The sequence below is a fragment of the Mesorhizobium sp. M0909 genome, from assembly GCF_040319515.1.
In the GTDB taxonomy this organism is placed as follows: Bacteria; Pseudomonadota; Alphaproteobacteria; order Rhizobiales; family Rhizobiaceae; genus Mesorhizobium.
Genome location: NZ_JAMYOA010000011.1, coordinates 47,893 through 69,906, shown reverse-complemented (window position 1 = coordinate 69,906; position 22,014 = coordinate 47,893). Strand labels below are relative to the sequence as shown.

General features: G+C 60.7%; 17 protein-coding genes, 1 tRNA gene and 2 pseudogenes. 11 read left to right on the top strand and 9 right to left on the bottom strand.

The window, feature by feature from the left end:
- Positions 1-72 precede the first annotated feature (72 nt).
- The gene (locus tag NKH83_RS18365) at positions 73-1,260 is read right to left on the bottom strand and encodes a magnesium transporter (protein ID WP_352507666.1); all 1,188 of its coding nucleotides are present in this window, start codon (positions 1,258-1,260) and stop codon (positions 73-75) included.
- Positions 1,261-1,936: 676 nt separating this feature from the next.
- Between NKH83_RS18365 and NKH83_RS18360 the strand changes: the two are divergent.
- Positions 1,937-2,850 (top strand): annotated as a pseudogene (locus NKH83_RS18360) (sugar phosphate isomerase/epimerase family protein).
- A 453-nt stretch (positions 2,851-3,303) separates the two neighbouring features.
- On the opposite strand, the gene NKH83_RS18355 reads toward NKH83_RS18360, so the two are convergent.
- Positions 3,304-3,510, bottom strand: coding sequence for a helix-turn-helix transcriptional regulator (locus NKH83_RS18355; protein ID WP_352806354.1), 207 nt, complete (start codon positions 3,508-3,510; stop codon positions 3,304-3,306).
- A 190-nt stretch (positions 3,511-3,700) separates the two neighbouring features.
- Between NKH83_RS18355 and NKH83_RS18350 the strand changes: the two genes are divergently transcribed.
- Together NKH83_RS18350 and NKH83_RS31670 are read left to right on the top strand one after the other, a co-directional pair.
- Positions 3,701-4,384, top strand: a complete 684-nt coding sequence (locus NKH83_RS18350; protein ID WP_352806351.1) for a hypothetical protein — start codon at positions 3,701-3,703, stop codon at positions 4,382-4,384.
- Positions 4,385-4,426: 42 nt separating this feature from the next.
- Positions 4,427-4,492: a hypothetical protein gene (locus NKH83_RS31670; RefSeq protein ID WP_502895586.1), complete on the top strand. Its 66-nt coding sequence runs from the start codon at positions 4,427-4,429 to the stop codon at positions 4,490-4,492.
- 104 nt (positions 4,493-4,596) lie between these two features.
- Here the strand turns inward: NKH83_RS31670 and NKH83_RS18345 are convergent, their stop codons facing one another.
- The 4 genes and pseudogenes from NKH83_RS18345 to NKH83_RS18330 all read right to left on the bottom strand — a co-directional run bounded on the left by NKH83_RS18345 (position 4,597) and on the right by NKH83_RS18330 (position 9,277).
- Positions 4,597-5,484, bottom strand: a complete 888-nt coding sequence (locus NKH83_RS18345; RefSeq protein WP_352806348.1) for a LysR family transcriptional regulator — start codon at positions 5,482-5,484, stop codon at positions 4,597-4,599.
- A gap of 696 nt (positions 5,485-6,180) precedes the next feature.
- Positions 6,181-8,115, bottom strand: coding sequence for a calcium-binding protein (locus NKH83_RS18340; RefSeq protein ID WP_352806345.1), 1,935 nt, complete (start codon positions 8,113-8,115; stop codon positions 6,181-6,183).
- Between the two features lie 634 nt (positions 8,116-8,749).
- Positions 8,750-8,824: transfer RNA gene (locus NKH83_RS18335), tRNA-Gln, on the bottom strand.
- Positions 8,825-8,946: 122 nt separating this feature from the next.
- Positions 8,947-9,277 (bottom strand): annotated as a pseudogene (locus NKH83_RS18330) (VOC family protein).
- A gap of 196 nt (positions 9,278-9,473) precedes the next feature.
- On the opposite strand from NKH83_RS18330, the gene ppdK reads away from it, so the two are divergent.
- The 3 genes from ppdK (at position 9,474) to NKH83_RS18315 (ending at position 14,269) form a co-directional block, all read left to right on the top strand.
- Positions 9,474-12,152 (top strand): pyruvate, phosphate dikinase, encoded by a 2,679-nt coding sequence (ppdK, locus tag NKH83_RS18325; protein ID WP_352806342.1) that lies wholly within the window; start codon positions 9,474-9,476, stop codon positions 12,150-12,152.
- Between the two features lie 135 nt (positions 12,153-12,287).
- Entirely contained in the window at positions 12,288-13,391 is a 1,104-nt protein-coding gene (locus NKH83_RS18320) for a glycosyltransferase family 9 protein (protein ID WP_352806338.1), read from the top strand.
- A gap of 140 nt (positions 13,392-13,531) precedes the next feature.
- Complete coding sequence (locus tag NKH83_RS18315; protein ID WP_352806335.1) at positions 13,532-14,269, top strand: polysaccharide deacetylase family protein; 738 nt, start codon at positions 13,532-13,534, stop codon at positions 14,267-14,269.
- On the opposite strand, the gene NKH83_RS18310 is transcribed toward NKH83_RS18315, so the two are convergent.
- Together NKH83_RS18310 and NKH83_RS18305 are read right to left on the bottom strand one after the other, a co-directional pair.
- A complete protein-coding gene (locus tag NKH83_RS18310; protein ID WP_352806332.1) occupies positions 14,270-14,659 on the bottom strand; it encodes a DUF427 domain-containing protein in 390 nt (129 codons plus the stop codon). It abuts the gene before it with no gap.
- 121 nt (positions 14,660-14,780) lie between these two features.
- Positions 14,781-15,167, bottom strand: a complete 387-nt coding sequence (locus NKH83_RS18305; protein ID WP_352806329.1) for a hypothetical protein — start codon at positions 15,165-15,167, stop codon at positions 14,781-14,783.
- A 178-nt stretch (positions 15,168-15,345) separates the two neighbouring features.
- Between NKH83_RS18305 and NKH83_RS18300 the strand changes: the two genes are divergently transcribed.
- Positions 15,346-16,974 (top strand): fatty-acid--CoA ligase, encoded by a 1,629-nt coding sequence (locus NKH83_RS18300; RefSeq protein WP_352806326.1) that lies wholly within the window; start codon positions 15,346-15,348, stop codon positions 16,972-16,974.
- An 83-nt stretch (positions 16,975-17,057) separates the two neighbouring features.
- Positions 17,058-17,843, top strand: a complete 786-nt coding sequence (locus NKH83_RS18295; RefSeq protein WP_352806323.1) for a DUF1499 domain-containing protein — start codon at positions 17,058-17,060, stop codon at positions 17,841-17,843.
- 13 nt (positions 17,844-17,856) lie between these two features.
- On the opposite strand, the gene NKH83_RS18290 is transcribed toward NKH83_RS18295, so the two are convergent.
- On the bottom strand, positions 17,857-18,765 hold the full coding sequence (locus NKH83_RS18290) for an MBL fold metallo-hydrolase (protein WP_352806320.1): 909 nt from the start codon (positions 18,763-18,765) through the stop codon (positions 17,857-17,859).
- 114 nt (positions 18,766-18,879) lie between these two features.
- Here NKH83_RS18290 and NKH83_RS18285 point away from each other — a divergent pair, with 114 nt between their 5' ends.
- The 3 genes from NKH83_RS18285 to NKH83_RS18275 all read left to right on the top strand — a co-directional run bounded on the left by NKH83_RS18285 (position 18,880) and on the right by NKH83_RS18275 (position 21,994).
- Entirely contained in the window at positions 18,880-19,470 is a 591-nt protein-coding gene (locus NKH83_RS18285) for a biotin transporter BioY (protein WP_352478465.1), read from the top strand.
- 464 nt (positions 19,471-19,934) lie between these two features.
- On the top strand, positions 19,935-20,525 hold the full coding sequence (gene nusG, locus NKH83_RS18280; RefSeq protein WP_352806316.1) for a transcription termination/antitermination protein NusG: 591 nt from the start codon (positions 19,935-19,937) through the stop codon (positions 20,523-20,525).
- 149 nt (positions 20,526-20,674) lie between these two features.
- Positions 20,675-21,994, top strand: a complete 1,320-nt coding sequence (locus tag NKH83_RS18275) for a UDP-glucose dehydrogenase family protein (RefSeq protein WP_352806313.1) — start codon at positions 20,675-20,677, stop codon at positions 21,992-21,994.
- Positions 21,995-22,014 lie beyond the last annotated feature (20 nt).

The window sequence follows — 22,014 nt, the reverse complement described above, 5'->3', positions numbered from 1 at the left end:
TCAAAAATCCCACGGTGATAATCCCGCCGACCGCGTCCTACACAGGACGCGCATCGGCGGGAGCGCCGCTAATTACAGCACGAGCATGGTGGCCAGCCCCAGCATCAGGCCCATGCCTACGATATCGGTCACGGTGGTAAGAAAGATCGCTGAAGCTACGGCCGGATCGGCGCCGACCCGCCGCAGGCCCAATGGGATCAGTACGCCGGAGATACCGGACATGAGGCACGATCCGGACATGGCGAGCAGGATGACAAGTGCCAGCATGGGCGCCTGGGCTGCCGACTCCGGTTGGCGCGAGGCGTAGAACCACATGGCCGCAGCCGCCACAAGACCGACAAGCACGCCGTTGGCAATCCCGAGCGCGCCCTCCCTCATCACCAGGTGCAGTTTCGGTCGCTTATCCACATCGCCCAGGGCAAGGCCGCGCAGCGTCATAGCCAATGCCTGGCAGCCGGTGTTTCCGCTCTGCCCGGCCAAGACCGGGAGGAATGCCGCCAGGGCGACAATCTTCTCGATCGTGCCTGTGAACGAGCTGACCACGAAAGCGGCCATGAAGGCCGTCAGCAGGTTGAGCTGCAGCCACGGATGACGCTTCAGGAAGGCTGAAAACAGCGGCGTGAAAGAACGCTCCTCCTTCTGGACACCCACCATCTGGCCCGACTGGGCAGAAATCTCGATGATTTGCTGCTCGAACAAGCGCCAGCCGCGGACCTGCCCCAGCAGCCGGTCCTCCGCGTCCACCACCGGATAGACAGGGTAGTGGCGGCGAACCGCAGCCTTGCAGGCGCCGCTCAAGGACAGATCGACGGGGAGGGCGAACGGTTTTGGCAGCATGATCTGATCTACCGTGGTGTCCGCTTCGCTCAGCATCAGATCGCGCAGGACCACGAGGCCAACCAGTTTATCGCCCTCGTCCGTGACGTAGAGATAAGTGAGCTCGGTCGGCACCTGAGCGCGTCTGACGGCCTCCACTGCGGCGGCTACCGTCGTCCCGACAGGAACGCTGGCGGGAATCGGGTCCATCAGCTCGACGAGCGACTCGGGGATCGCGAGGCCCTTGCCATCGCCATGAGGCTTGATAGGCCGCATATGCGGTGGCAAATGCTCCGCCACCTTACGGGCATGCCCGTCCGGCAACAACTTTAGTGTGTCCCGGATAAACTCGGGAGACTCTCGGGCCAGCAATTCCGCCGCGTCATCAGGTGCTCGAGCACGCAGCGTGCGCACCAGCTTCTCAACGTCGTTCTCTTTCTTCATCTGCTCCCCCAATTGCTAGTGTCTTGCCTCTGACGGTATGACACGGATCGGATCGCTCTGTCTGGCGCACAGTGGCCCATGCGCCTCGATCCGGAAAACTTCGCCTCTCGGGGCGCCGAGTGGACCGAACCGAGACAGATCTAAGCCATTGCGGGGTGCATACAGGCGGCCTGTAACGTCTACGTGTCGCCGAGAATTCAACGTGTTGCGAACTTCACCGATCTTTTCGTGGGCTTTGCGAGCACGTCGCACCAATGAAAAATTCTGCAGGGCAGGGCCTACGGCGTTCGAATTAATTTGCCTTATGCGGCGCATCTTGCCAGCTCACCAGCTCAGGCGGCCGATGATTTCGCCAGGATGACAAGGTGGTTTGCTTGAAACCGTAATAGCTTAGCCTGAGAAAGGGATTCTCTGTATCAAGTCGGTCCGGAACTAGAGGTACTCTTCAGAGGGCGCAGTTCCGGGCAGGCAGCCTGCTTTGTGAGACGCGAGGTCGTTGCGGTCCGATCCGAGTTAGTGGAGGCCCACTGATCACAGCGGTAGACCGCTCAGTCGCACCTGAGGGGCGAACGAAAACTCGTTTCGAGAGTGGCATCGGTTCGGCAATTGCCATCTCACCTAGCAGTGATCCGGACGGCCCGGGATTCCTGGCCGCCCGGCATCGGGGGATGCACATATGAGCAACATTATCGCCCCAGGCTTTAAACTCAATTTCTGCCAATGGCGGGTTGGAGATCCTTGCGGCGGACTTTCGCAGCTTTGCCGGTATGGGTGTCGAAGCGGTCGAACTGGGCCTGACGACCCTCGATCTCATAGCGGGTGGCCGCGCCATCCCGGAGAGAGCCGAGAGGCTTGTCGCCCTGACGAGGCAGTCCGATTTCCGCTAAACGGTTCACGGCGGTCGTCTCATCGAGCCTCATGGACCCGGCGGTCTGCCGTGACCAAATCGATCCAGCCAAGGCCTTGGTCTAACTCTGCAAACGGATCGATGCGCGCGTGCTTGTCCAGCATAGCGGGCATTTTCGCGCCGACCAGCTTCTCGATCGTGCCGCTGCAGAGGGACGCGAACGCGAAGCGTTGTTCGAGCTTGCCGAGTTCTGCAAACCCTACCGGTGTGCGCATCCCCTTCGAGAACCTCTTCGCCATGGAACCGGGTCAGTGCCGGCAGCGCCCGGCGGAGGCGGCGCAGACTGTGAAGGCGGTCGGCCATCCCAACCTGATGGCGCTCGTCGATTTCAGCCATGCTTAGATTGAATCCAATCGTGGCCTGAATTTCCGCGAGCAACTGCGGGCGATGGCGCCGGTAGCAGGGCACCTGCATGTCCATGACTCCTTCGGGCGCCCGCAGGGCTTCCACGGGACCTACCTCGCGCAGGAGGATGCCGCGCTAGGATAGGCGACCTGCACATGCCGCTCGGCTGGGGCGATATCGAATGGGATGACATTTTCAGTGAGCTGGCCTTCTTGCCGGGACCGTCCTCATCATGGAAATCGGACCCCGCTATCCGCAACGAGCAGCCCGATTGCGTGGCCCGGGCAAACAACCTCATCGCCTTGAACAACCGCGCGGAGCGCGGAGCGGCCGAGTAAAGGTCGAGAATCCGCCGCAGTGGTGCTGCCAATGTCGCCAGGGCTGCCGAACCCGTTGGCAGCGAGCCGTTCCGCATTGGCAAGATCGACCGTAACGAGTCTCGTCGATCCTGTTTTCAATGAGATTGTAAGAAGAGTGCGCCTGCCGGTCTACGATATGACGGCCAGCATTTGGCTTGGCCGCTCCTTGGCGGTCGAGCGGGCAGTGGCCGGAAGCGTGCCAATCACCCACCCGTTGGCAAGCCGGGCCGTAGGCTGATTTCTGCTCTCTGCAATTGCTTGGCTGCTCACGAACTCAGTCTTCAGGTTCGCGAGGGGCGCTCCGGCACACCAGTCGAGCTGACAGAGAGGCGTTTCTGTCGCCAAAATATTCGGGAAGATCGGGTCTACGCGACCGCCGTCTTCGAGATGCGAACGCCGTTTTGAGTCGAATGTGCCCGATTCTTGTAATGATTATTTGCTGTCAGATCGGCGGGCGAGCCGCACGCCAGGCCCGCCACCATTTTCTGGGATGAACTCGACGCCAGCGGCCTCGAGGGCGCAGCGTATTGCACCAAGATTGTGCCGATGTGGAATGCGTGCCCCACGCTCGAAATCAACAACGGTCGCTCTGGAGACGCCTGCCGCCACTGCAAGTTCGCTCTGGCTCCAATCGAGCATTGCCCTGGCTCCCCTGCATTGTTCCACGGAAATTAAGCTCATTGGCCGAAGTCAGTCTTTTTGGTTGACTTTCGCCTGAGAAATCAGGCTAAATGGGAGGTGCTAGGCAATTAGAATACTAGGACGGCTGAGCAGGTGTTGCTGCACCTGCCCAGCCTGACCACAACCCAAGCTGATTGGAGCTCGGATCATGGCTGATTCCGACAATACCACGACTCTGCCTTACGTCACCCGCAGGCGAGTGCTTGCGGGAACAGGCGTGGCCACCATCGTGTGGATCCTCGAAGGCAACGCGCCCGCAAGCGCCGGAAGCACGAATGTGCGTTCTGATCCTACACTGGCCCTTTGGCGGGAATGGGAGAGAGTCCACAAACAGACCGAGCGGCTTTGCCGCAGGCAGCAGCGCTTGGAGACAAGGCTTGTCGAGAGCGTTGGCTTTCCTTGTGTGACCGTCAGCCTGACCGAGGGGGAGCAGGTGACGGTCTATTCGATCGAGATGCTCAATGAAGTGCTCGGCAAAGCGCCGGATATGGCGGCTCTCCGCGATAAGGCCGAAACTGATTTCGCGGCGCATCAGGCACGCTGGGATGCGGTTGCGGAGGAAACTGGCTACACCGCCGCCTTCAGGGCCGAGCGCGAGGCTGGTGACAAAATACAAGATCTACTGCAAGCGTTCTCAACTACGCCTGCCACGACTCTCGCTGGCGTGGCAGGCAAGCTTGATGCCGTATTGCGCGAGGGCGAGGCATGGGAAGAATGCTCCGAGTTTCCTTGGCCACAAATCCGTTCAGCGCTCAGCGACCTGGTGCGCATTGCCGAAGGCTTTGGTGCTGATCGGGGGCGGCGCCGAAGGATCCGTTCACGACCAAGCTGAAACTCTGCGCCATTCCCGAGGACCGGCGCCGTTCATCGCGATCTGGTCGCCTATGCTGAATTGCTCGGCCGCGAGACCGGACAGGTAGTTGCCGATCCGGCAAGCTGATAGCGCGATGCTGACCCGGTTCATGACAAGACAGAGCATTTGCCAGAACCCGACGAACCCGGAAGCCGGGATGAGTGATCCGGGTTATGCCTGTCGGACGGCCGTCAGGAGGAATACCGATCACGCAGGAACGCGATGAAGATCGGCAGGGCAGGATTGGCGTTGTCAGGGCGCCAACGGGCAAAATTGCAGATCTGGATTTGCTTGCTCCTGATCCGCAGCTTGCAGCAGACGGCGCCGTCAGGAACGCTGTTGGCATCTCCGTGGTGGATCAAAGCGACTCCTAGACCGTTTCCGACAAGGCGCAGCAGGGTGCCCGCACTGACGTAATGTTCGACGATCGCGGGAGGCTGCACACTGCTTCCAACAGCGTCGGCGAGTAGAAATGCTTCGCCCCTGCGCACGAGCAGCGTCTCCTGGTCTAGCTCCGACCACTCGATCACGGGGCGGCTTGCGAGAGGATGACGGGAACCGAGAACGACGGCCAGAGTATCCTTCCACAACCTTAGTTCGAATGGGCCGCCATTGGAGCGCGCGGAGGAGGTCACGGTGACGTCGACCTCGGTGCCGACCAGTGCAGCCCTGGGCTCAGGGTGAGATCCCTCTATCAAGCTGACGGTCACATTTGGATGACATTGCCCGAACTCGATGACCGCATCCAGCGCTCGCGCGGAGAGGGTGAGTCCGTTGGAGCCGATGGAAAGCCTTTGTTGTTCATCTTTAACGCCGGTTCCCGCCAGCGTGAGAGTATTGTCCAGGTCGAGCAGCACGGAGCGCAGACGATCGAGGAAACGCTCGCCGGCCGGGGTTGGGCCAACGCCGCGGGGATGGCGATGAAATATCCTCGTTCCCATCGCGTATTCGAGATCGCGTATGCGCCGGCTGAGCGCGGAGTGGTCGATGTCGGCGCGGCGCGCCGCGCGCAGAAAGCTGCCCTCCTCGGCGACCACAAGGGCATAATTAAATGTCGCGAGTTGAATGGAGCTCCGCATCTCTGCTCAACGTCAATGAAGCGAGAAATTGCAGATATTTGAGTGCTTTTTTGACGCCGTCGGGCTATCCCCAGATCTCAGTATTGACATGGAGTGAAACCATGTGGGCCTCCTTTAAGCAGCATCACGAGGACGAGGACGAGACCATTCCATTTTCGGGCGAACCTCATGGAGAGTACGTCGCGCCCTAGCAGGAGAGCGCCACCCGGACTGGTCACTTCGCTTGGAAATCCGGTGCTTGAACAAAGATAGAGCGGCGGACCGGCTTGAGCTTAAGGTCCGCCGCTCCAGCTCTTTCAGGTCACGCAGGATGAGCCTGCCGTAATCGAGAGACCTGGAGAAAGCGTGGCGAACTGCGTTTGAGCTGCGCCGCCGATCTCGTTGCTGTCGAAAGAGAGCGCTCCGGCTGAGCTGTTGTAGATGATATTGTCGGAGCTAGATGCGCGGCCGTACCAGCAAAGAAAACGTCGGATGAAAGGCCTCCCAGCTTAAGCCGGGGAGAGAGCTTGTAGTCAAGCATCGTTCGCGGCATCGCCGACGCGAGTGGGTCGGCTGAGCGGCTGAGCGGGTGCTCCGATGCAATTCCCGCGCGTAAACGTCAGCCCGAAATGGGCACCCGCTTTGGAAAAATCCGGTGCTTGAACAAAGACGAAGCGGCGGACCGGCTCGAGCAGTAGGTCCGCCGTTCCGGGTCGTTCAGATCACAAGAAACGAACCTGCTGCAAGCGACAGACCTGGAGAGAGCGTAGCGAACTGTATTTGAGCTGCGCCACCGATCCCGTCGCTGTCGAAAGAGAGTGCTCCGGTTGAGTTGTTGTAGATGATATGATCGGAGCTATCATGTGCGGCCGCACCCGCAAAGAAAGCATCGGATGAAAGGCCTCCCAGCTTAAGCCCGGCAAAAACCGCGTCGTCGAGCTGGATCTTGTCCTGGAGCTTATTGAAGTCGGTGATCTTGTCGATATTGCCGGCTCCAAGAACGCTGTTGAACACGAAAGCATCATTGCCTCCGTTACCGGTCAAGATGTCGGCACCTCGTGCGCCGTTGATGACATTGGCGCCGGCATTGCCCTGGATGGCTTGGTTAAACTCGTTGCCAGTGAGATTGATTGTCGTGGCGGCGGAGGGGTACCTCGTAGCGAGAAGCTCGACCTCCGAGCCGGCCGCAAGCGCATAGCTCACTGTGGTGGCTATGTTGTCGCGGCCGCCGCCTACCGCCTCGGTCACCCTGTCGCCGACATTGTCGACATAGTAGCCGTCGTTGCCGCCATAGCCGACCATCGTGTCGGCACCACCGAGGCCATTGAAGACATTACTACCGGCATTACCTTGGATGGTCTGGGCGAACTCGTTGCCGTTGAGGTGGATCGGCGCTGTGCCGGACGGGTTGCTGGTGGCGAGTAGCTCGATCTGCGAGCTGGCGGTAAGCGCATGGCTCATCGAAGTGATCACCTTGTCGGTGCCGCCGCCTACCGCCTCGATCGCTTTATCGCCAGCATTGTCGACATAATAGGTGTCGTTGCCGCCATAGCCGGTCATGGTATCGGCCCCACCCCCGCCGTTGATGACATTGGCGCCGGCATTGCCCTGGATAGTCTGGGCGAACGCATTGCCGGTCAGGTTGATCGCCGTGGTGCCGGACGGGCTGTTGGTGGCGAGAAGTTCGATTTCCGATCCGGCCGCAAGCGCATGACTTACGGAGGCGAATGCTTTGTCGGTACCGCCGCCCGCAGCCTCGATCTCCTTGTCGCGGATGTCATCGACATAATAGGTGTCATTGCCGCCATAGCCGATCATCGTGTGGCCGCCGGCCCCGTGAAACACATCGTCGCCGCTGGTGCCATACAAGGTGTCGCTTGTGTCGACGGGAGGCGGTTCGGTCCCGGTGGTAGCGAGGTTGTGCTCCCGGAAAACGGCTTGCAGTTCCGGGGAGCTTTCAAGTGCGGTGTCGCCGTTCTGCGTTCCCCATTTGTAGGTGTAGTCGAAGGCAGGTGACGGCACAAGTGCGGCCCAATGATCGATCATGATTTGCATCTGTTCGGGGGTGGGCATGACCTGTCTTCCGCCATCGGAAGTCTCCCAGTTACCGCCGCCAAAGGCCTGATAGACCGGAACGATGTTGCTAACCGGGATGCCCGATTTCACCGCTGCAGCCACGGCTCGGTCGATCATGTCGTAGTCGACCGTGTCTGTTCCCGTGCGCACCGGGTAGGGGTCTATTCCAAAATAGTCGATATGCGTGTTGGCCGGATTGTAGGTATTCGTAAAATCCGGATTGGTCGGGGATCCCATGTTCATCATGGTGATGAAGGTCTTGGCGCCCGGAAAATGCTCATGGATCCAGTCGGATTCCGCCTTCAGGTTCTCAGCGGTTGCGTAGGTGCCCCACCTGCCGGTGGGATCGGGCTCGTCAACAAGATAGAAGCCAAACACATTCGGATTGCCAAGAAAGGGGGTCATTTTCTCGATGAAGGATGAGGTTACGCCCTCGTGCTCATTGAGGTACACCAGACCCTTCATGCCATCCGGCAATGCGTTGACCAGCGAAACATACTGAACGTCAGCCAGATTGAAGCCGGCGGTTGCGATTTCGGTGGCGGATCCACCCGACGCGTAGTGCAGAGTTGCCATCCATAATCCCTCATTTTGATTCGATAGCGCCCCGCGGATGTCTGCCTACTAGAAGGTGTATATTAGCGCCAAATCACATACCTGCAGGCGCTGATAGAATGGTTGATCGGCGGCAGGATTGTCACATTGTGGCGAAAAATATACTTACGGGTAGTCGACATAATGGGATAGAAAACAAAATTAATTGGTAGATGATCACGATGTTTCGAGTATTATTGCAGCCATATCTATGAACATTATAGGTGTTGCCGAAAATACAAGACGAAATGATCGTTACCGTTAAAAAGAAATGGGTTTTTTTTATTAAAAATTAGTTGACGATTTCGTATTTGCGATTGGATTGGCGTTGGAGGTGTTAACTATATTAAGAAGAGCGGCAAAAAATCAAAATGTTTGGATTATAAAAGTCTCAATCTATAAGATAGAATGCCAAGCTGCGGCAGAAAACCGCTTTTCTCCACGAGATGCATTTGCCTTCCAGCCAATTGAGTCGACATTAAGTTAAGATACCAGCCGAATCGTGCCCTATGCCGGCGACACCAATTTGTTGTGGACAGACGCCGCAGGTGCCAGTCCGCGACTAAGGTGTCTGCAACTGAGATTACGACTCGGGAGATCGTCAGAATCTGAGAATTGGCTGGGGCGCCAGGATTCGAACCTGGGAATGTCGGTACCAAAAACCGATGCCTTACCACTTGGCGACGCCCCAACAGCCGGAGCGTGCCCGCTGTGCGCGCGGCCTTATAGGACGAGCCGGGAGAAAGCTCAATGCCGACATATCGACTATGCGCGACCGATCCACCAATTTTGCCATCGCTACTTTGAACGGATCTATTCACCCCACACCGCCATTTCATTGCCAGCCGGATGGACGAAACGGAACCGCCTGCCGCCGGGGAATGAAAAGATCGGCTTGGCGATGGTGCCGCCGGCATTCTCGACGGCGCTCAATCTTCCTCCAGCCTTTCGGAATAGAGCACGGGCAGCGGCTTGGCCGGCGCATCTTCGGATCCGCCTGAAACCGCCTTCCAGCCCTTTCGCAAAGGCCGAAAAGGGCCCGCAATCGGTGAACGATCACGAGAAGGCGCGCTGTAGAAAGCCTTCACGCTGTACAGCCTTCCGCCAGTGGCCGCATTTCCAGATAATCGAGCTTTCCGGCCATTCTCGTCGCTCTGTCCTTTTTTGTTGTCGGTATGTTCTAAAGCAAAGCTTTCAAAAAAAGGTCTTTCCGGCATAGGCTTTCCTTAATCGATTGTAGAGGCCGGCGGGCTTGGTCGATGCCTTGCCTTTCGCACTGCAGCATCATATCGCTCGATTTACCAATTAATTTTCCAATCTCCTGCAACCGGGGAGCAAGCATGACCAAATGGGTATACACCTTTGGCGACGGCGCCGCGGAAGGCCGTGCCGGCGACCGCAATCTGCTCGGTGGCAAGGGCGCCAACCTTGCCGAAATGTGCAGTCTGGGCCTGCCGGTGCCGCCGGGCTTCACCATCACAACCGAAGTCTGTAACGCCTATTATGCCAACGGCCACACCTACCCGGCTTCGCTGGAAGCGGACGTTGCGGTGGCGCTTGACCACATAGGCCGGCTGACCGGGCGCCGTTTCGGCGATCCCTCGAAACTGCTTTTAGTATCGGTTCGCTCAGGTGCGCGCGCCTCGATGCCAGGCATGATGGACACCGTGCTCAATCTCGGGCTGAATGACGAAACGGTCGAAGCCTTGGCAGCCGATTCAGGCGATGCGCGGTTCGCCTATGACAGCTACCGCCGTTTCATCCAGATGTATTCCGATGTCGTCATGGGTCTCGACCATGAGGTGTTCGAGGAAATCCTCGAGGACCAGAAAGGCGGCCTCGGCCATGAGCTCGACACCGAGCTGACAGCCATCGAATGGCAAGGCGTGATCGCGCTCTACAAGGCCAAGGTCGAGGAGGAGCTCGGCACGCCCTTTCCACAGGATCCGCACGAGCAGCTCTGGGGCGCCATCGGCGCGGTGTTTTCCAGCTGGATGAACAACCGCGCCATCACCTACCGGCGCCTGCACGACATTCCCGAAAGCTGGGGCACGGCGGTCAACGTCCAGGCCATGGTCTTCGGCAACATGGGCGACACTTCGGCCACCGGCGTCGCCTTCACCCGCAATCCGTCGACCGGCGAAAAGCAGCTCTATGGCGAGTTCCTGGTCAATGCGCAGGGCGAGGATGTCGTTGCCGGCATCCGCACGCCGCAGAACATCACCGAGGCGGCGCGCATTGCCGCCGGCTCCGACAAGCCGTCGCTGCAGAAACTGATGCCGGACGCCTTCCAGGCTTTCGTCAGTATCTCCGACCGTCTGGAAAAACATTACCGCGACATGCAGGATCTCGAATTCACCATCGAGCGCGGCAAATTGTGGATGCTGCAGACCAGGTCCGGCAAGCGCACCGCCAAGGCGGCGCTGAAGATTGCCGTCGACATGGCCAGGGACGGATTGATTTCGAAGGAGGAGGCCGTCGCCCGCATCGATCCGGCCTCGCTCGACCAGTTGCTGCATCCGACGATCGATCCGAAGGCGGCGCGCGATATCATCGGCGTCGGCCTGCCGGCCTCCCCGGGCGCTGCGACCGGCGAGATCGTGTTTTCCTCGAACGACGCCGAGGAGGCCAAGACGCAAGGCCGCAAGGCGATCCTGGTCCGCATCGAGACCAGCCCCGAAGACATCCACGGCATGCATGCGGCCGAAGGCATCCTGACGACGCGCGGCGGCATGACCAGCCACGCCGCCGTGGTGGCGCGCGGCATGGGCAAGCCTTGCGTTTCGGGAGCCGGCTCGCTGCGCGTCGACTACAAAGCCGGCACGCTGATGGCGATGGGAGCGACCTTCCGCAAGGGCGACATCATCACTATCGACGGCGGCAACGGCCAGGTGCTGAGGGGCGCCGTGCCGATGCTGCAGCCGGAACTCTCGGGCGATTTCGCCGCCATCATGGAATGGGCCGACGGCGCGCGCCGCATGAAGGTGCGCACCAATGCCGAGACGCCGCTCGATGCGCGCATGGCGCGCTCCTTCGGCGCCGAAGGCATCGGGCTTTGCCGCACCGAGCACATGTTCTTCGACGGCGACCGCATCGTTGCCATGCGCGAGATGATCCTGGCCGATACGGAAAAGGACCGCCGAACGGCGCTGGCCAAGCTGTTGCCGATGCAGCGCTCCGATTTCCTCGAGCTGTTCGAGATCATGGCCGGCCTGCCGGTGACGATCCGCCTGCTCGATCCGCCGCTGCACGAATTCCTGCCGAAGACCGAGGAGGAGGTGGCCGAGGTCGCCGCTGCCATGAACGTATCGCCGGACAAGCTCAGGCGGCGCACCGAAGCGCTGCACGAGTTCAATCCGATGCTCGGCCATCGCGGCTGCCGGCTTGCGGTCTCCTATCCCGAAATCGCCGAGATGCAGGCGCGCGCCATTTTCGAGGCAGCCGTCGAGGCCGGCAGGAAGGCGGGCGCGCTGGTGGTGCCCGAGATCATGGTGCCGCTGGTCGGGCTGGCGAAGGAGCTCGAATTCGTCAAGGCGCGCATCGATGCCGTCGCCAAGAGCGTGATGGAGGAAACCGGCGTCAAGATCACCTATCTTACCGGCACGATGATCGAACTGCCGCGCGCCGCGATCCGCGCTCATGTCATTGCCGAGGCGGCCGAATTCTTCTCTTTCGGCACCAACGATCTGACCCAGACCACCTTCGGCATCTCGCGCGACGATGCCGCCTCGTTTCTGGAGACCTATCGCCAGAAGGGCATCATCGAGCAGGATCCGTTCGTGTCGCTCGATATCGAGGGCGTCGGCGAACTGGTGCGGATGGCGGCCGAAAAAGGCAGGGCAACGCGGCCGGAGATCAAGCTCGGCATTTGCGGCGAGCATGGCGGCGACCCGGCCTCAATCCATTTTTGCGAGACGGTCGGCCTCGACTATGTCTCGTGCTCGCCCTATCGGGTCCCGATTGCCAGGCTGGCCGCCGCGCAGGCGGCGGTACAGGTGGCAAAGAACGGCCGCGGATAGGAGTTGGAGTCCACCGGCATCTGACCTTACCGATTTGTAACCAAATTCACGCGAACGTGCGCGTGACGGCTCCAAATCCCGACATCGTTTCTGCCCAGTTTCCGGCTCCCGAACCCGCCCCGGTGCCAGAAACAGATGTTGCAGAACCCGCCCACGCACGTCCGCTCGATTCTCATCCTCCAGACGAAATTCATCGGCGATCTTGTCCTCGCCTCGGCGCTCGCCAGAAACCTGCGCCTCGAATATCCAAAGGCCAGGATCGTGTTCCTTTGCGAGGCGAGCTTTGCCAGTTTCCTGACGGCTCATGGCATCGCCTCGGACGTGGTGGCGTTCCGGCGCGCCCGGATGCGTGGCACCCCACTGGAGCGTGGCCGCGAGCTTTACGCGATGGTGCGCGCTCTGCGCCGGTTCCGGTTTGACCTGACCATCGACCTGGCCGATTCCAAAACCTCACGCATCATCGTGAGATTCGTCAATGCCAAGACCCGCGTCGGATACGATCCTCCCGAAAAACCGTTGCGCTGGATGGAACGCCAGCCCGCCAACGTCCTGGCCAAGCCGTTTGGCTTTGGTGGCCAGCATTATCTCTACCGCTATCTTTCGCCGCTTGAGGCACTCGGCGTAGAGTTGCGCGCGCCGGTCCCAAAGATTGAGCCGCTGCCGCTGGAGACCGCCAAGGCATTGGCGCTTCTCGACCGGCATCATCTGCGGCGTAACGCCTTCATAGCCGTTCATGCGGGAGCGAGCTTCCGGGGCCGGCAATGGCAACCGGAACTTTTTGCGCTGGCGATCGACGAGCTCTCTCGACAGACCGGGTTGGACTTCCTGCTTGTCGGCGGCCCCGGTGAACAGGCATCTGCCGAGCGCATCGTCGCCAAGGCCGCTTCGCCGGTCGTCAACGTGGTCGGGGGTCTGTCGCTGGCAACGCTGCTGGCGGTCCTCGGCCAGGCACGCCTGTTTCTGGGGAACGAGAGTGGCCCGATGCACATGGCCGCCGCCGCGGGAACGCCGGTTGTAGGCCTCTTCGGGTTGACCGACCCCGCCGTCTGGGGTCCTGTCGGCGTGGCCAGTGTTACGCCGCGGCCCTCCATGCCTTGCGAGTGCATAGTCAGGGACCTGTGCCGCCGTCCCGATCCGAGCAAGGCTTTCTGCGTCTGGCGACTAGAGGTCAAAGCGGTTGTCGACGCGGTGCGCGCGATCCTTTCACGTACGGTTAAGGACGTCGAGCACGCATTGTGACCTCGTGCTTGCCAAAGGTCAGGCCGGCGGTCAAATTGCCGCTGCCGACGCTTTTGCAGGGGCATCGTCCCGATTTCCGCCTTGATGCCGGTCTTGGGGTCGCCGCTTCAACTTTGATCCCGCCGACTTGGAAGTAATCAATGCGCCTTTTCCAAAAGCATTTTTGCGCCATTGCGATATCGCTGTGGGCTGCCTCTCCCGGCAACGCCCAGTTGCTCGTCGAACCGACGCTGCACATAAAGGCCGAGGCGGCCAACGGCCGCGTCGCGCTGACGCTCGATGCCTGCGGCGGGCGGACCGATACAAGGATTCTCTCGGCGCTGGTGGAAAACAAGATTCCCGCCACCATTTTCGTCACCGGCATCTGGCTGAAACACAACGCCGCCGCCGTCGAGATCATGCGGGCGCATCCTGAACTGTTTGAATTGGAAAACCATGGCGGCCGCCACGTCCCGGCCGTCGACACTCCGCAAAAGATCTACGGCATTCGCAGTGCCGGCAGCCCGGAGGCCGTGCTGGCCGAAGTCGAATCCGGCGCCGCCGCTCTTGCCGTGACCGGCGAACCGGCACCGAAATGGTTTCGCGGCGCAACCGCCGAATACAGCCCGTCGGCAATCGCGATGATCCGCAAGCTTGGTTTCAAGATCGCCGGATTCTCGATCAACGGCGACGGCGGCTCATTGCTCGGTGCAAAAGAGACCGCCCGGCGCATTGCCGCGGCAAAGGACGGCGACGTCATCATCGCTCATATCAACCAGCCGACCCATGCGGCCGGCGAAGGCGTGGTGCAGGGCCTTCTGGCGCTGAAGGCGAAGGGCCTCACCTTCGTGCGGCTCGACGATGCCGATGGCATCGGCGATGAAGGCACCACCGACTGATCAGTCGGGCGTGGCCTCGATGGTCACCTTGTTCGGATAGAACGCGCCGTGATCGCGGATATCGGCCATCTCGTCGAACGGCCGCTCATAGGCCCACATCGCATCCTTGCCTGCATCGCCGGCGGGCAGCACGCTCCAATAGCTGGCATTGCCCTTGTAGGGGCAATGGGTCGAGCGTTCGGTCTTGCCAAGCTGTTTGAAGTCGATGTCGCCGAACGGAATGTAGAAAACCGGAGGGTAGGGCGATTCGGTCAGCACTTTGACCTTGCTGGACGAGGCGATGACGACATCGCCGGCGCGCACCGTCACGGTGCCCTTGTAAGGCTCGACGGTGATGACCTTGCCCGGATTGCGCTGAAAGCCTGGTGCCGGGTTTGCGATCTGGTCCATGTCGGATCTCCTTGCCTCAACCCAAGATGTGTCTGGCAAGAGCCTTGCGCAAGAGCTGCCTGCCACCAGGCGGGTGTCGCCCGCGGGGGAAGTCTCCGCTCTTTCTTCGCTTCGCCGAAACTCAGGCGGCGGCCTGGAAGGCGTCCATCAGCCCGGCATAGGCGGCGGCAATGCCGGCCACCGGATTGGTGCTTTTCGAGGTGGTCTCGACCTTCAGCGCACCACCGCTGGTCGGCAAGGTGAGCAGCAGGAACTGGCGATTGCCGCCATCGCCGACCGATGCAGCGGCGACGTGCTGGCTTTCGCCCTCGTTCTCGACGCACATCTTGAACAAGAGCGTGCCGCCGACCGCTTCGAGGGCGCCACCGACGACCTCGACGAATTCATCTTCGGAAACGGTTTTGGCGTCGGGCACCAGATCGGCCTGCGCGACATCGGCTGCCACCAGATCGGCCAGACTTTCGGCAAGCGTATTTTCGAGGGCTTTGTCGTCGAGCTGCGCGTCCATGCGACACCTCTTTCATTAGCCAATCGCGCCCCGTCCGTTAATCAACGTTAACGCCGAGGATGGCCGGATTGTGGCGAATTCGGCCTCATTTCGCCCTATGCACCGCTCCAGCCCGGTCACCGCTGGACAATTCGCCGGTTCGTCCCACAATGGCGCAAAAAATAACGGGAGGAACAAGATGCTCGGGTTGATGCAGGAATGGCCGCTGCTTTGCCATAAGCTGATCGACAACGCCGAGAGGCAGCACGGCAGACGCGAGATCGTGTCGCGCTCGATCGAGGGGCCGATCGTGCGCAGCACATATGCCGAAATCCATCATCGCGCCCTGAAGGTCGCCGAGCGGCTCGATCGTGACGGCTGCGGACTTGGCGACCGCATCGCGACCCTGGCCTGGAACACCGCGCGACACATCGAGGCCTGGTACGGCATCATGGGTGTCGGCGCGATCTATCACACGCTCAACCCGCGGCTCTTTCCCGAGCAGATCACCTGGATCATGAACAATGCGGAGGACAAGGCAGTTTTTGTCGACCTGACCTTCCTGCCGCTGCTCGAAAAGATCGCCGGCGCGGTCAAGTCGCTGAAGCAGGTTATTGTGCTGACCGACACGGCGCATATGCCTGAGACTGCGCTGCCCAATGTGGTTGCCTACGAAGAATGGCTTGCTCAAGCCGACGGCAACTTCGCCTGGAAGACATTCGATGAAAACACCGCCGCCGGCATGTGCTACACCTCGGGCACGACGGGCGACCCGAAGGGCGTGCTCTACAGCCATCGTTCGAACGTGCTGCACGCCATGATCGCCGCGATGCCCGACGCCATGGGCCTGTCGTCGCGCGATACCATATTGCCGGTCGTGCCGATGTTTCACGCCAACGCCTGGGGCCTTGCCCAGAGTGCGCCGATGATTGGCGCCAAGCTGGTCATGCCCGGCTGCAAGATGGATGGCGCTTCGCTCTACGAGCTGCTCGACACCGAGAAGGTGACCTTCAGCGCCGCTGTGCCAACGGTGTGGATGATGCTCCTCCAGCATCTGGAAGAGACCGGCAAGAAACTTCCCTATCTCCAGAAAGTCGTCATAGGCGGCGCGTCCTGTCCACGCGCGATCACGACGAAGTTCCAGGACAATTACGATGTCCAGGTCGTCCACGCCTGGGGCATGACCGAGATGTCGCCGCTCGGCACGCTGTGCACCCTGAAGCCGGACTACGCCGGGCTGAAGGGCGAGGCCCGCCTCGGCGTCCAGCAGAAACAAGGCTTTACACCGTTCGGCATCGAAATGAAGGTGACGGACGACGCCGGCAACGAACTGCCATGGGACGGCAAGACCTTCGGCCGGCTCAAGGTCCGCGGGCCGGCCGTCGCGCGCGCCTATTATGGCGGCATCGGAGCCGAACAGTTCGATCAAGACGGCTGGTTCGATACCGGTGACGTCGCGCACATCGATCCCGGCGGCTATATGCAGATCACCGATCGCGCCAAGGACGTGATCAAGTCGGGCGGCGAATGGATATCGACCATTGAGCTCGAGAACCTTGCGGTCGGCCATCCCGATGTGGCGGAGGCCGCCGCCATCGGCATTCCGCATTCGAAATGGGGCGAGCGGCCTTTGCTCGTGGTCGTGCGTAAGCCGGGCAGGGAGCCGACCAAGACGGACATCCTCGCCTTCATGGACGGCAAGGTGGCGAAGTGGTGGATGCCGGACGACGTCGCCTTTGTCGGCGAAATCCCGCACACCGCTGCCGGCAAGATCCAGAAGATTACCTTGCGCCAGCAGTTCCAGGATTATCGCCTGCCGACGGATTAACCGGAGATGCGGCGTCTTTGCGCCTTCAAGCCGCCGCTGAAAGGCACTATGCCTTTGTTCGGGTTGGGGCAGCGCGGAAAACAATGACGGGAATTCCCGAGCGACAAACGTCGAGGGCTGCCGGTTGGTCGCGGCGCGCCGGCGCGTTTTCGGCAGTCCTGCTGCTGACCGCTCTCATCGGCCATCGCTATGACTTCGTCGAGACCCCAGCTTTCCTATGGGTGCTTGGCATTGTCGCCTTGCTGGCCGCATTTGCGCTTCTGTTTGCCGGATTTGCCTTTGCGCGATTGTGGAATTTCGGCGATCGCGGCGGCCAAGACCTGACCTTCGGCGCCTTGCTGGCGGTTCTGGTGCTCGTCCCATACGCTGTCGCGGCCTGTTGGGCGGCGACCTATCCGCCGCTGCGCGACATCTCGACGGATCTGGACGACCCGCCGGCGCTCGATATTTCTACCCGGACAAAGGATATGAACGAGCTTTTGCCGCCGACACCCGGCGAGCAGCGCCTTCAAATCGAAGCTTATCCGCTTGTTACCGGACGCAGCTACACCTTGCCATTCGATCGCGTTCTGGAGGCGGTCAAAACCGTGCTCGATCGGCGCGGCTGGCAGCTCACGGCGCCGTTTCCCGACGCAGCAGGGCAAAGCGACGTGACGGTCGATGCGCTGGCCAAGAGCTTGCTGCTTGGCCTTCCCGCCGATGTCGCTATCCGCGTGACCGACGACGGCGACGTGGTCATCGTCGATATGCGCTCGGCCTCGCGTTACGGCCGCCACGATCTTGGCGACAATGCAGCGCGCATCACCGATTTTCTTGCCGAACTGGACCAGGAAGTCGCCGGCCAGGTGGGCGTGGCGCCGGCGGAATGATGTCGGGAGGGTGCTACTTTGCCGGCGAATAGATGCCGTCGATAGCCGGCGCGCCGTCGGTGTGGACCAGGCCGCGCGCCACCAGGTCTTCCAGATGGGCAAGCACCGACAGGCCGGCCGCCCCATGCAGGCGTGGATCGGTGTCTCGATAGATCACCTCCACCATGTCCTTGATTGCCCGGTCGCCGCTGTTGATCCGCTCCAGAATTGCCCGTTCGCGCATTTTGCGATGCGTTTTCAATCCGAGCATGAAGTTGCGCGGCTCGATCACCGGCCCGCCATGGCCGGGCAGCAGCAGCCGGTCGTCGCGTTCGATCAGCCGATCGAGCGATGTCATGTAGTCCGCCATGGCGCCGTCCGGCGGCGCGACGATCGTGGTTGCCCACGCCATGACGTGGTCGGCCGAGAAAAGGATGCCGGTTCCCTCCAGCGCGAAGGCTGCATGATTGGCGGTATGGCCGGGCGTCAGCACCGTCCGGATCGCCCAGCCGTCGCCGTCGATCACCATATCGTCCGGCAGCGCGATGTCAGGAGCAAAGTCGGTGTCGGCGCTGGCATCGAGCGGACTGACCTCGCCGGTACGCAACGGCCGCGCCGGACGATGTCGGCCTTCCGCCAGAACCGCCGCACCCGTATGCTGCTTCAGCCGCGCCGCCAGCGGCGAATGGTCGCGATGCGTGTGGCTGACGAAGATATGGCTGACCGGCCTGGTCCCGATCACTTCGAGCAGTGTTCTAAGATGTGCCTCGTCATCCGGCCCGGGATCGATCACCGCCAGCGTCTCGCGTCCGACGATATAGCTGTTGGTTCCGTAAAAGGTGAACGGGCTTGGGTTCCTGGCGGTGATCCGAAGTACGTCGGGCGCAACGGCTACGCCTTGGCCGTAGGCAGGGTCGAAGTGTGTGTCGAATTTCAGCGCCATTCTAACGTCGCGACCTTTTTTGGGGCGAGGGCAAAACCGATTGCCGCTTAGCACGGAAGCCAATATAGGAAAACGCAAGGCCGCGTTCGGCGGCAATCCGGAACGGGGAAGACCATGGCAATTGCAACGACGATGCGTCCGCTCATTTCTCTCGCTTTGCCCGAAAAGGGCGCGGCCCGCCTGGCGGGACAGCTACTGCTGGCGTTCGCCGGAACGCTGCTGCTGGTCTTGTCGGCCAAGACCAAGGTCATGCTCGGTCCGGTCGATATCTCGATGCAGACGCTCGCCGTCTTCCTGATCGCTGCCTCCTTCGGCATGCGCCTCGGCGTCGCAACGCTGCTTCTCTACATGGCTGAGGGCGCGATGGGCTTTCCGGTCTTCCAGAGCACGCCGGAAAAAGGCATCGGCATTGCTTACATGCTCGGTTCGACCGGCGGTTATCTAGCCGGCTTCGTCGTCATGGCCGCGATCGTCGGCTGGGCTGCCGACCGTGGCTGGGATCGCCATCCTATCAAGCTCTTCAATGCCATGCTGGTGGCCGAGATCGTCATGATGGCAATGGGCTTTGCCTGGCTGGCGCTGTTGATCGGCCCGGAAAAATCCTGGCAATTCGGGGTGGTGCCCTTTATCGTCGGTGATCTGATCAAGGTTGCGCTGGCCGCGAGCCTGGTGCCAGCTGTCTGGTCGCTGCTGAAGCGTTCGTGAAGCCGGTCGAGCGGAACTGAAGTCAAAAACGGACCTGCACGTTGCATGGCTGTCACCATGTTATTGCCTGAACCCCCATGACACGATAGTAACTTGGTCTCCGCGACGACTGTCCAAATGGTTTTTCATCGTAGTTGGGGGCCGTGCAGGATCTTTCTGGTTGGCGGCAGGCTTGTAGCGCGACGCCATGCAGCGAGCCCGTCACATTAGCTTCAAGTCGACGGACTAAGTACCAGAACCAACGGGCGATTCGTCACGACCAGCGTAACCAAGCACCTACGTATGGAAATAAATTGCTCGACATAGCATCTTAGCCAGCTGAAAAAGAAAGCGCCTCGGTGATTATTTAGGCGCAGCTAAATTTCTGGACAATGTGTAGGAAATTCTTAACCCAACCGCCTTGACTCTAGTGGCTTGGTTGCTTGCTGGTATCGACACATTGTCGTAACCGTTGACCTGAGATCATGCCGCCGACCGCCGAAGGAAGACACGTGAGTAGCGCGGAAAAAACAACGAGCAACGCGACCACCCTGTCGCCTGAGCCGACCGCCGCGCCGGCGACTCGCTGGTATGCGGCCAGCGTCTTTCCCGGGAAGGAGCATGTCGCCGAGCGGCATCTCCGGATCCAGGGATTCCAGCCCTTTGTGCCTCGCTGCGAGAAAACCGTGCGTCATGCCCGGCGGCTCGAAACACGGTCGGCAGCCTATTTCCCGGGTTATATGTTCATCGCCCTTGACGTCGCGCTGCAACGTTGGCGCTCGATCAACGGAACGTTCGGTGTGCGTTCCCTCGTCATGCAAGGGGACCGGCCTTTGCCTGTCCCCTCCGGTCTGGTAGAGCGCTTCATTGCGTTGACCGGCAGGCACGGCCTGCTCGACTTCAGCGGCGGTCTCACAGCCGGTTCTTCGGTTCGGATCCTTTCCGGCCCTTTCGCGGAAATGATCGGTCGCCTTGACCGGCTCGATCCAGCCGGAAGGGCTCGGGTTCTGGTTGCCATCATGAATGGCGAGATACCTGTCGACCTTGATGCCAGGGATCTCGTCGCCATCGCATAGTCGTAAGCATCGAGGTGCGACGAGGCGATGCAAATTTGTTGTAGGATCGGCTCTCGGGTTTTCACCCGGGAGTGCGGTAGCCGTTGTTCGGTGGGACTGGGCGCTGTCTGGCGAGATCGTCTCGTCGGCGCTGATTGAGAGTACGCGGTATGCGAATAACAATGATTGGTGCCGGCTATGTAGGGCTCGTCTCGGGCGCCTGTTTCGCCGACTTTGGCCATCAGGTCTGCTGCGTCGACCGGGATGCGGAAAAGCTTGCCATGCTCAAACTCGGCAAGATACCGATCTACGAGCCAGGGCTCGACGACCTGGTCACCACGAACACCGCGCAAGGTCGCTTGCGTTTCGACGACAATCTGGCCGATGCCGTTTCTCAGTCGGATGTCGTCTTCATTGCCGTGGGCACGCCATCACGGCGTGGCGATGGCCATGCCGACCTGTCCTTCGTCTATGACGCGGCCGCCGAAGTTGGTCGCGCACTCGACGGGTTTACGGTCGTGGTGACGAAATCGACCGTTCCCGTCGGTACCGGCGATGAGGTGGAACGGATCATCCGCGAGCAAAATCCCACAGCGGATTTTGCGGTGGTCTCCAATCCGGAATTTCTTCGCGAAGGATCGGCGATCGAGGACTTCAAGCGGCCCGACCGCATCATTGTCGGGACCGATGCCGAACGGGCCAAAGCCGTCATGGGCGAGATCTACCGCCCGCTCTCGCTAAATGTCGCGCCGATATTCTACACGAGCCGGTGTACGGCTGAGCTTACCAAATATGCCGGCAACGCGTTTCTGGCCATGAAGATCACCTTCATCAACGAAATTGCCGATCTCTGCGAGCGGTTGGGAGCCGATGTGCAGGATGTCGCGCGCGGCATCGGCATGGACAACCGCATCGGCTCAAAGTTTCTTCATGCCGGGCCGGGCTATGGCGGCTCCTGTTTCCCGAAAGATACGCTGGCACTGGTCAAGACCGCGCAGGACGCGGCAAGCCCCGTGCGGCTGATTGAAACGACGGTCTCGATAAACGACCAGCGCAAACGGGCGATGGCGCGCAAGGTGGTTGAGGCCTGCGGCGGCTCTGTGCGCGGCAAGACTGTCGGTATTCTCGGCCTTACCTTCAAGCCGAACACCGACGACATGCGCGACGCCCCCTCATTGGCCATCATTCAGGCACTCCAGGACGCAGGCGCTTCGATCAAGGCCTATGATCCGGTCGGCATAGACCAGGCGCGCAAGATGATAGAGGGCATTGAATTCGGGGAAAGCGCCTACGCGGTGGCCGACGGCGCGCATGCGATTGTCATCGTCACCGAATGGAATGCGTTTCGGTCGCTGGATCTGAAGCGGCTCCGTGCACTCATGGCGACCCCGGTTATGGTCGATCTTCGAAACGTCTATCGCGGCGAGGATGTCGTCAGGGAAGGCATAGCTTATTCGAGCGTTGGCCGAGAGCGGCATTTTGTCAGGTGAACGTCCGGGTTGATTCGCGA

Coding starts and splice junctions, on each gene's coding strand:
- NKH83_RS18295 (WP_352806323.1), top strand. CDS start 17,058: ATGACGGGAATTCCCGAGCGACAAACGTCGAGGGCTGCCGGTTGGTCG.
- nusG (WP_352806316.1), top strand. CDS start 19,935: ATGCCGCCGACCGCCGAAGGAAGACACGTGAGTAGCGCGGAAAAAACA.
- NKH83_RS18350 (WP_352806351.1), top strand. CDS start 3,701: ATGGCTGATTCCGACAATACCACGACTCTGCCTTACGTCACCCGCAGG.
- NKH83_RS18310 (WP_352806332.1), bottom strand. CDS start 14,659: ATGGACCAGATCGCAAACCCGGCACCAGGCTTTCAGCGCAATCCGGGC.
- NKH83_RS18340 (WP_352806345.1), bottom strand. CDS start 8,115: ATGGCAACTCTGCACTACGCGTCGGGTGGATCCGCCACCGAAATCGCA.
- NKH83_RS18320 (WP_352806338.1), top strand. CDS start 12,288: ATGTTGCAGAACCCGCCCACGCACGTCCGCTCGATTCTCATCCTCCAG.
- NKH83_RS18345 (WP_352806348.1), bottom strand. CDS start 5,484: ATGCGGAGCTCCATTCAACTCGCGACATTTAATTATGCCCTTGTGGTC.
- NKH83_RS18290 (WP_352806320.1), bottom strand. CDS start 18,765: ATGGCGCTGAAATTCGACACACACTTCGACCCTGCCTACGGCCAAGGC.
- ppdK (WP_352806342.1), top strand. CDS start 9,474: ATGACCAAATGGGTATACACCTTTGGCGACGGCGCCGCGGAAGGCCGT.
- NKH83_RS18365 (WP_352507666.1), bottom strand. CDS start 1,260: ATGAAGAAAGAGAACGACGTTGAGAAGCTGGTGCGCACGCTGCGTGCT.
- NKH83_RS18305 (WP_352806329.1), bottom strand. CDS start 15,167: ATGGACGCGCAGCTCGACGACAAAGCCCTCGAAAATACGCTTGCCGAA.
- NKH83_RS18300 (WP_352806326.1), top strand. CDS start 15,346: ATGCTCGGGTTGATGCAGGAATGGCCGCTGCTTTGCCATAAGCTGATC.
- NKH83_RS18285 (WP_352478465.1), top strand. CDS start 18,880: ATGGCAATTGCAACGACGATGCGTCCGCTCATTTCTCTCGCTTTGCCC.
- NKH83_RS18275 (WP_352806313.1), top strand. CDS start 20,675: ATGCGAATAACAATGATTGGTGCCGGCTATGTAGGGCTCGTCTCGGGC.
- NKH83_RS18315 (WP_352806335.1), top strand. CDS start 13,532: ATGCGCCTTTTCCAAAAGCATTTTTGCGCCATTGCGATATCGCTGTGG.
- NKH83_RS18355 (WP_352806354.1), bottom strand. CDS start 3,510: ATGCTCGATTGGAGCCAGAGCGAACTTGCAGTGGCGGCAGGCGTCTCC.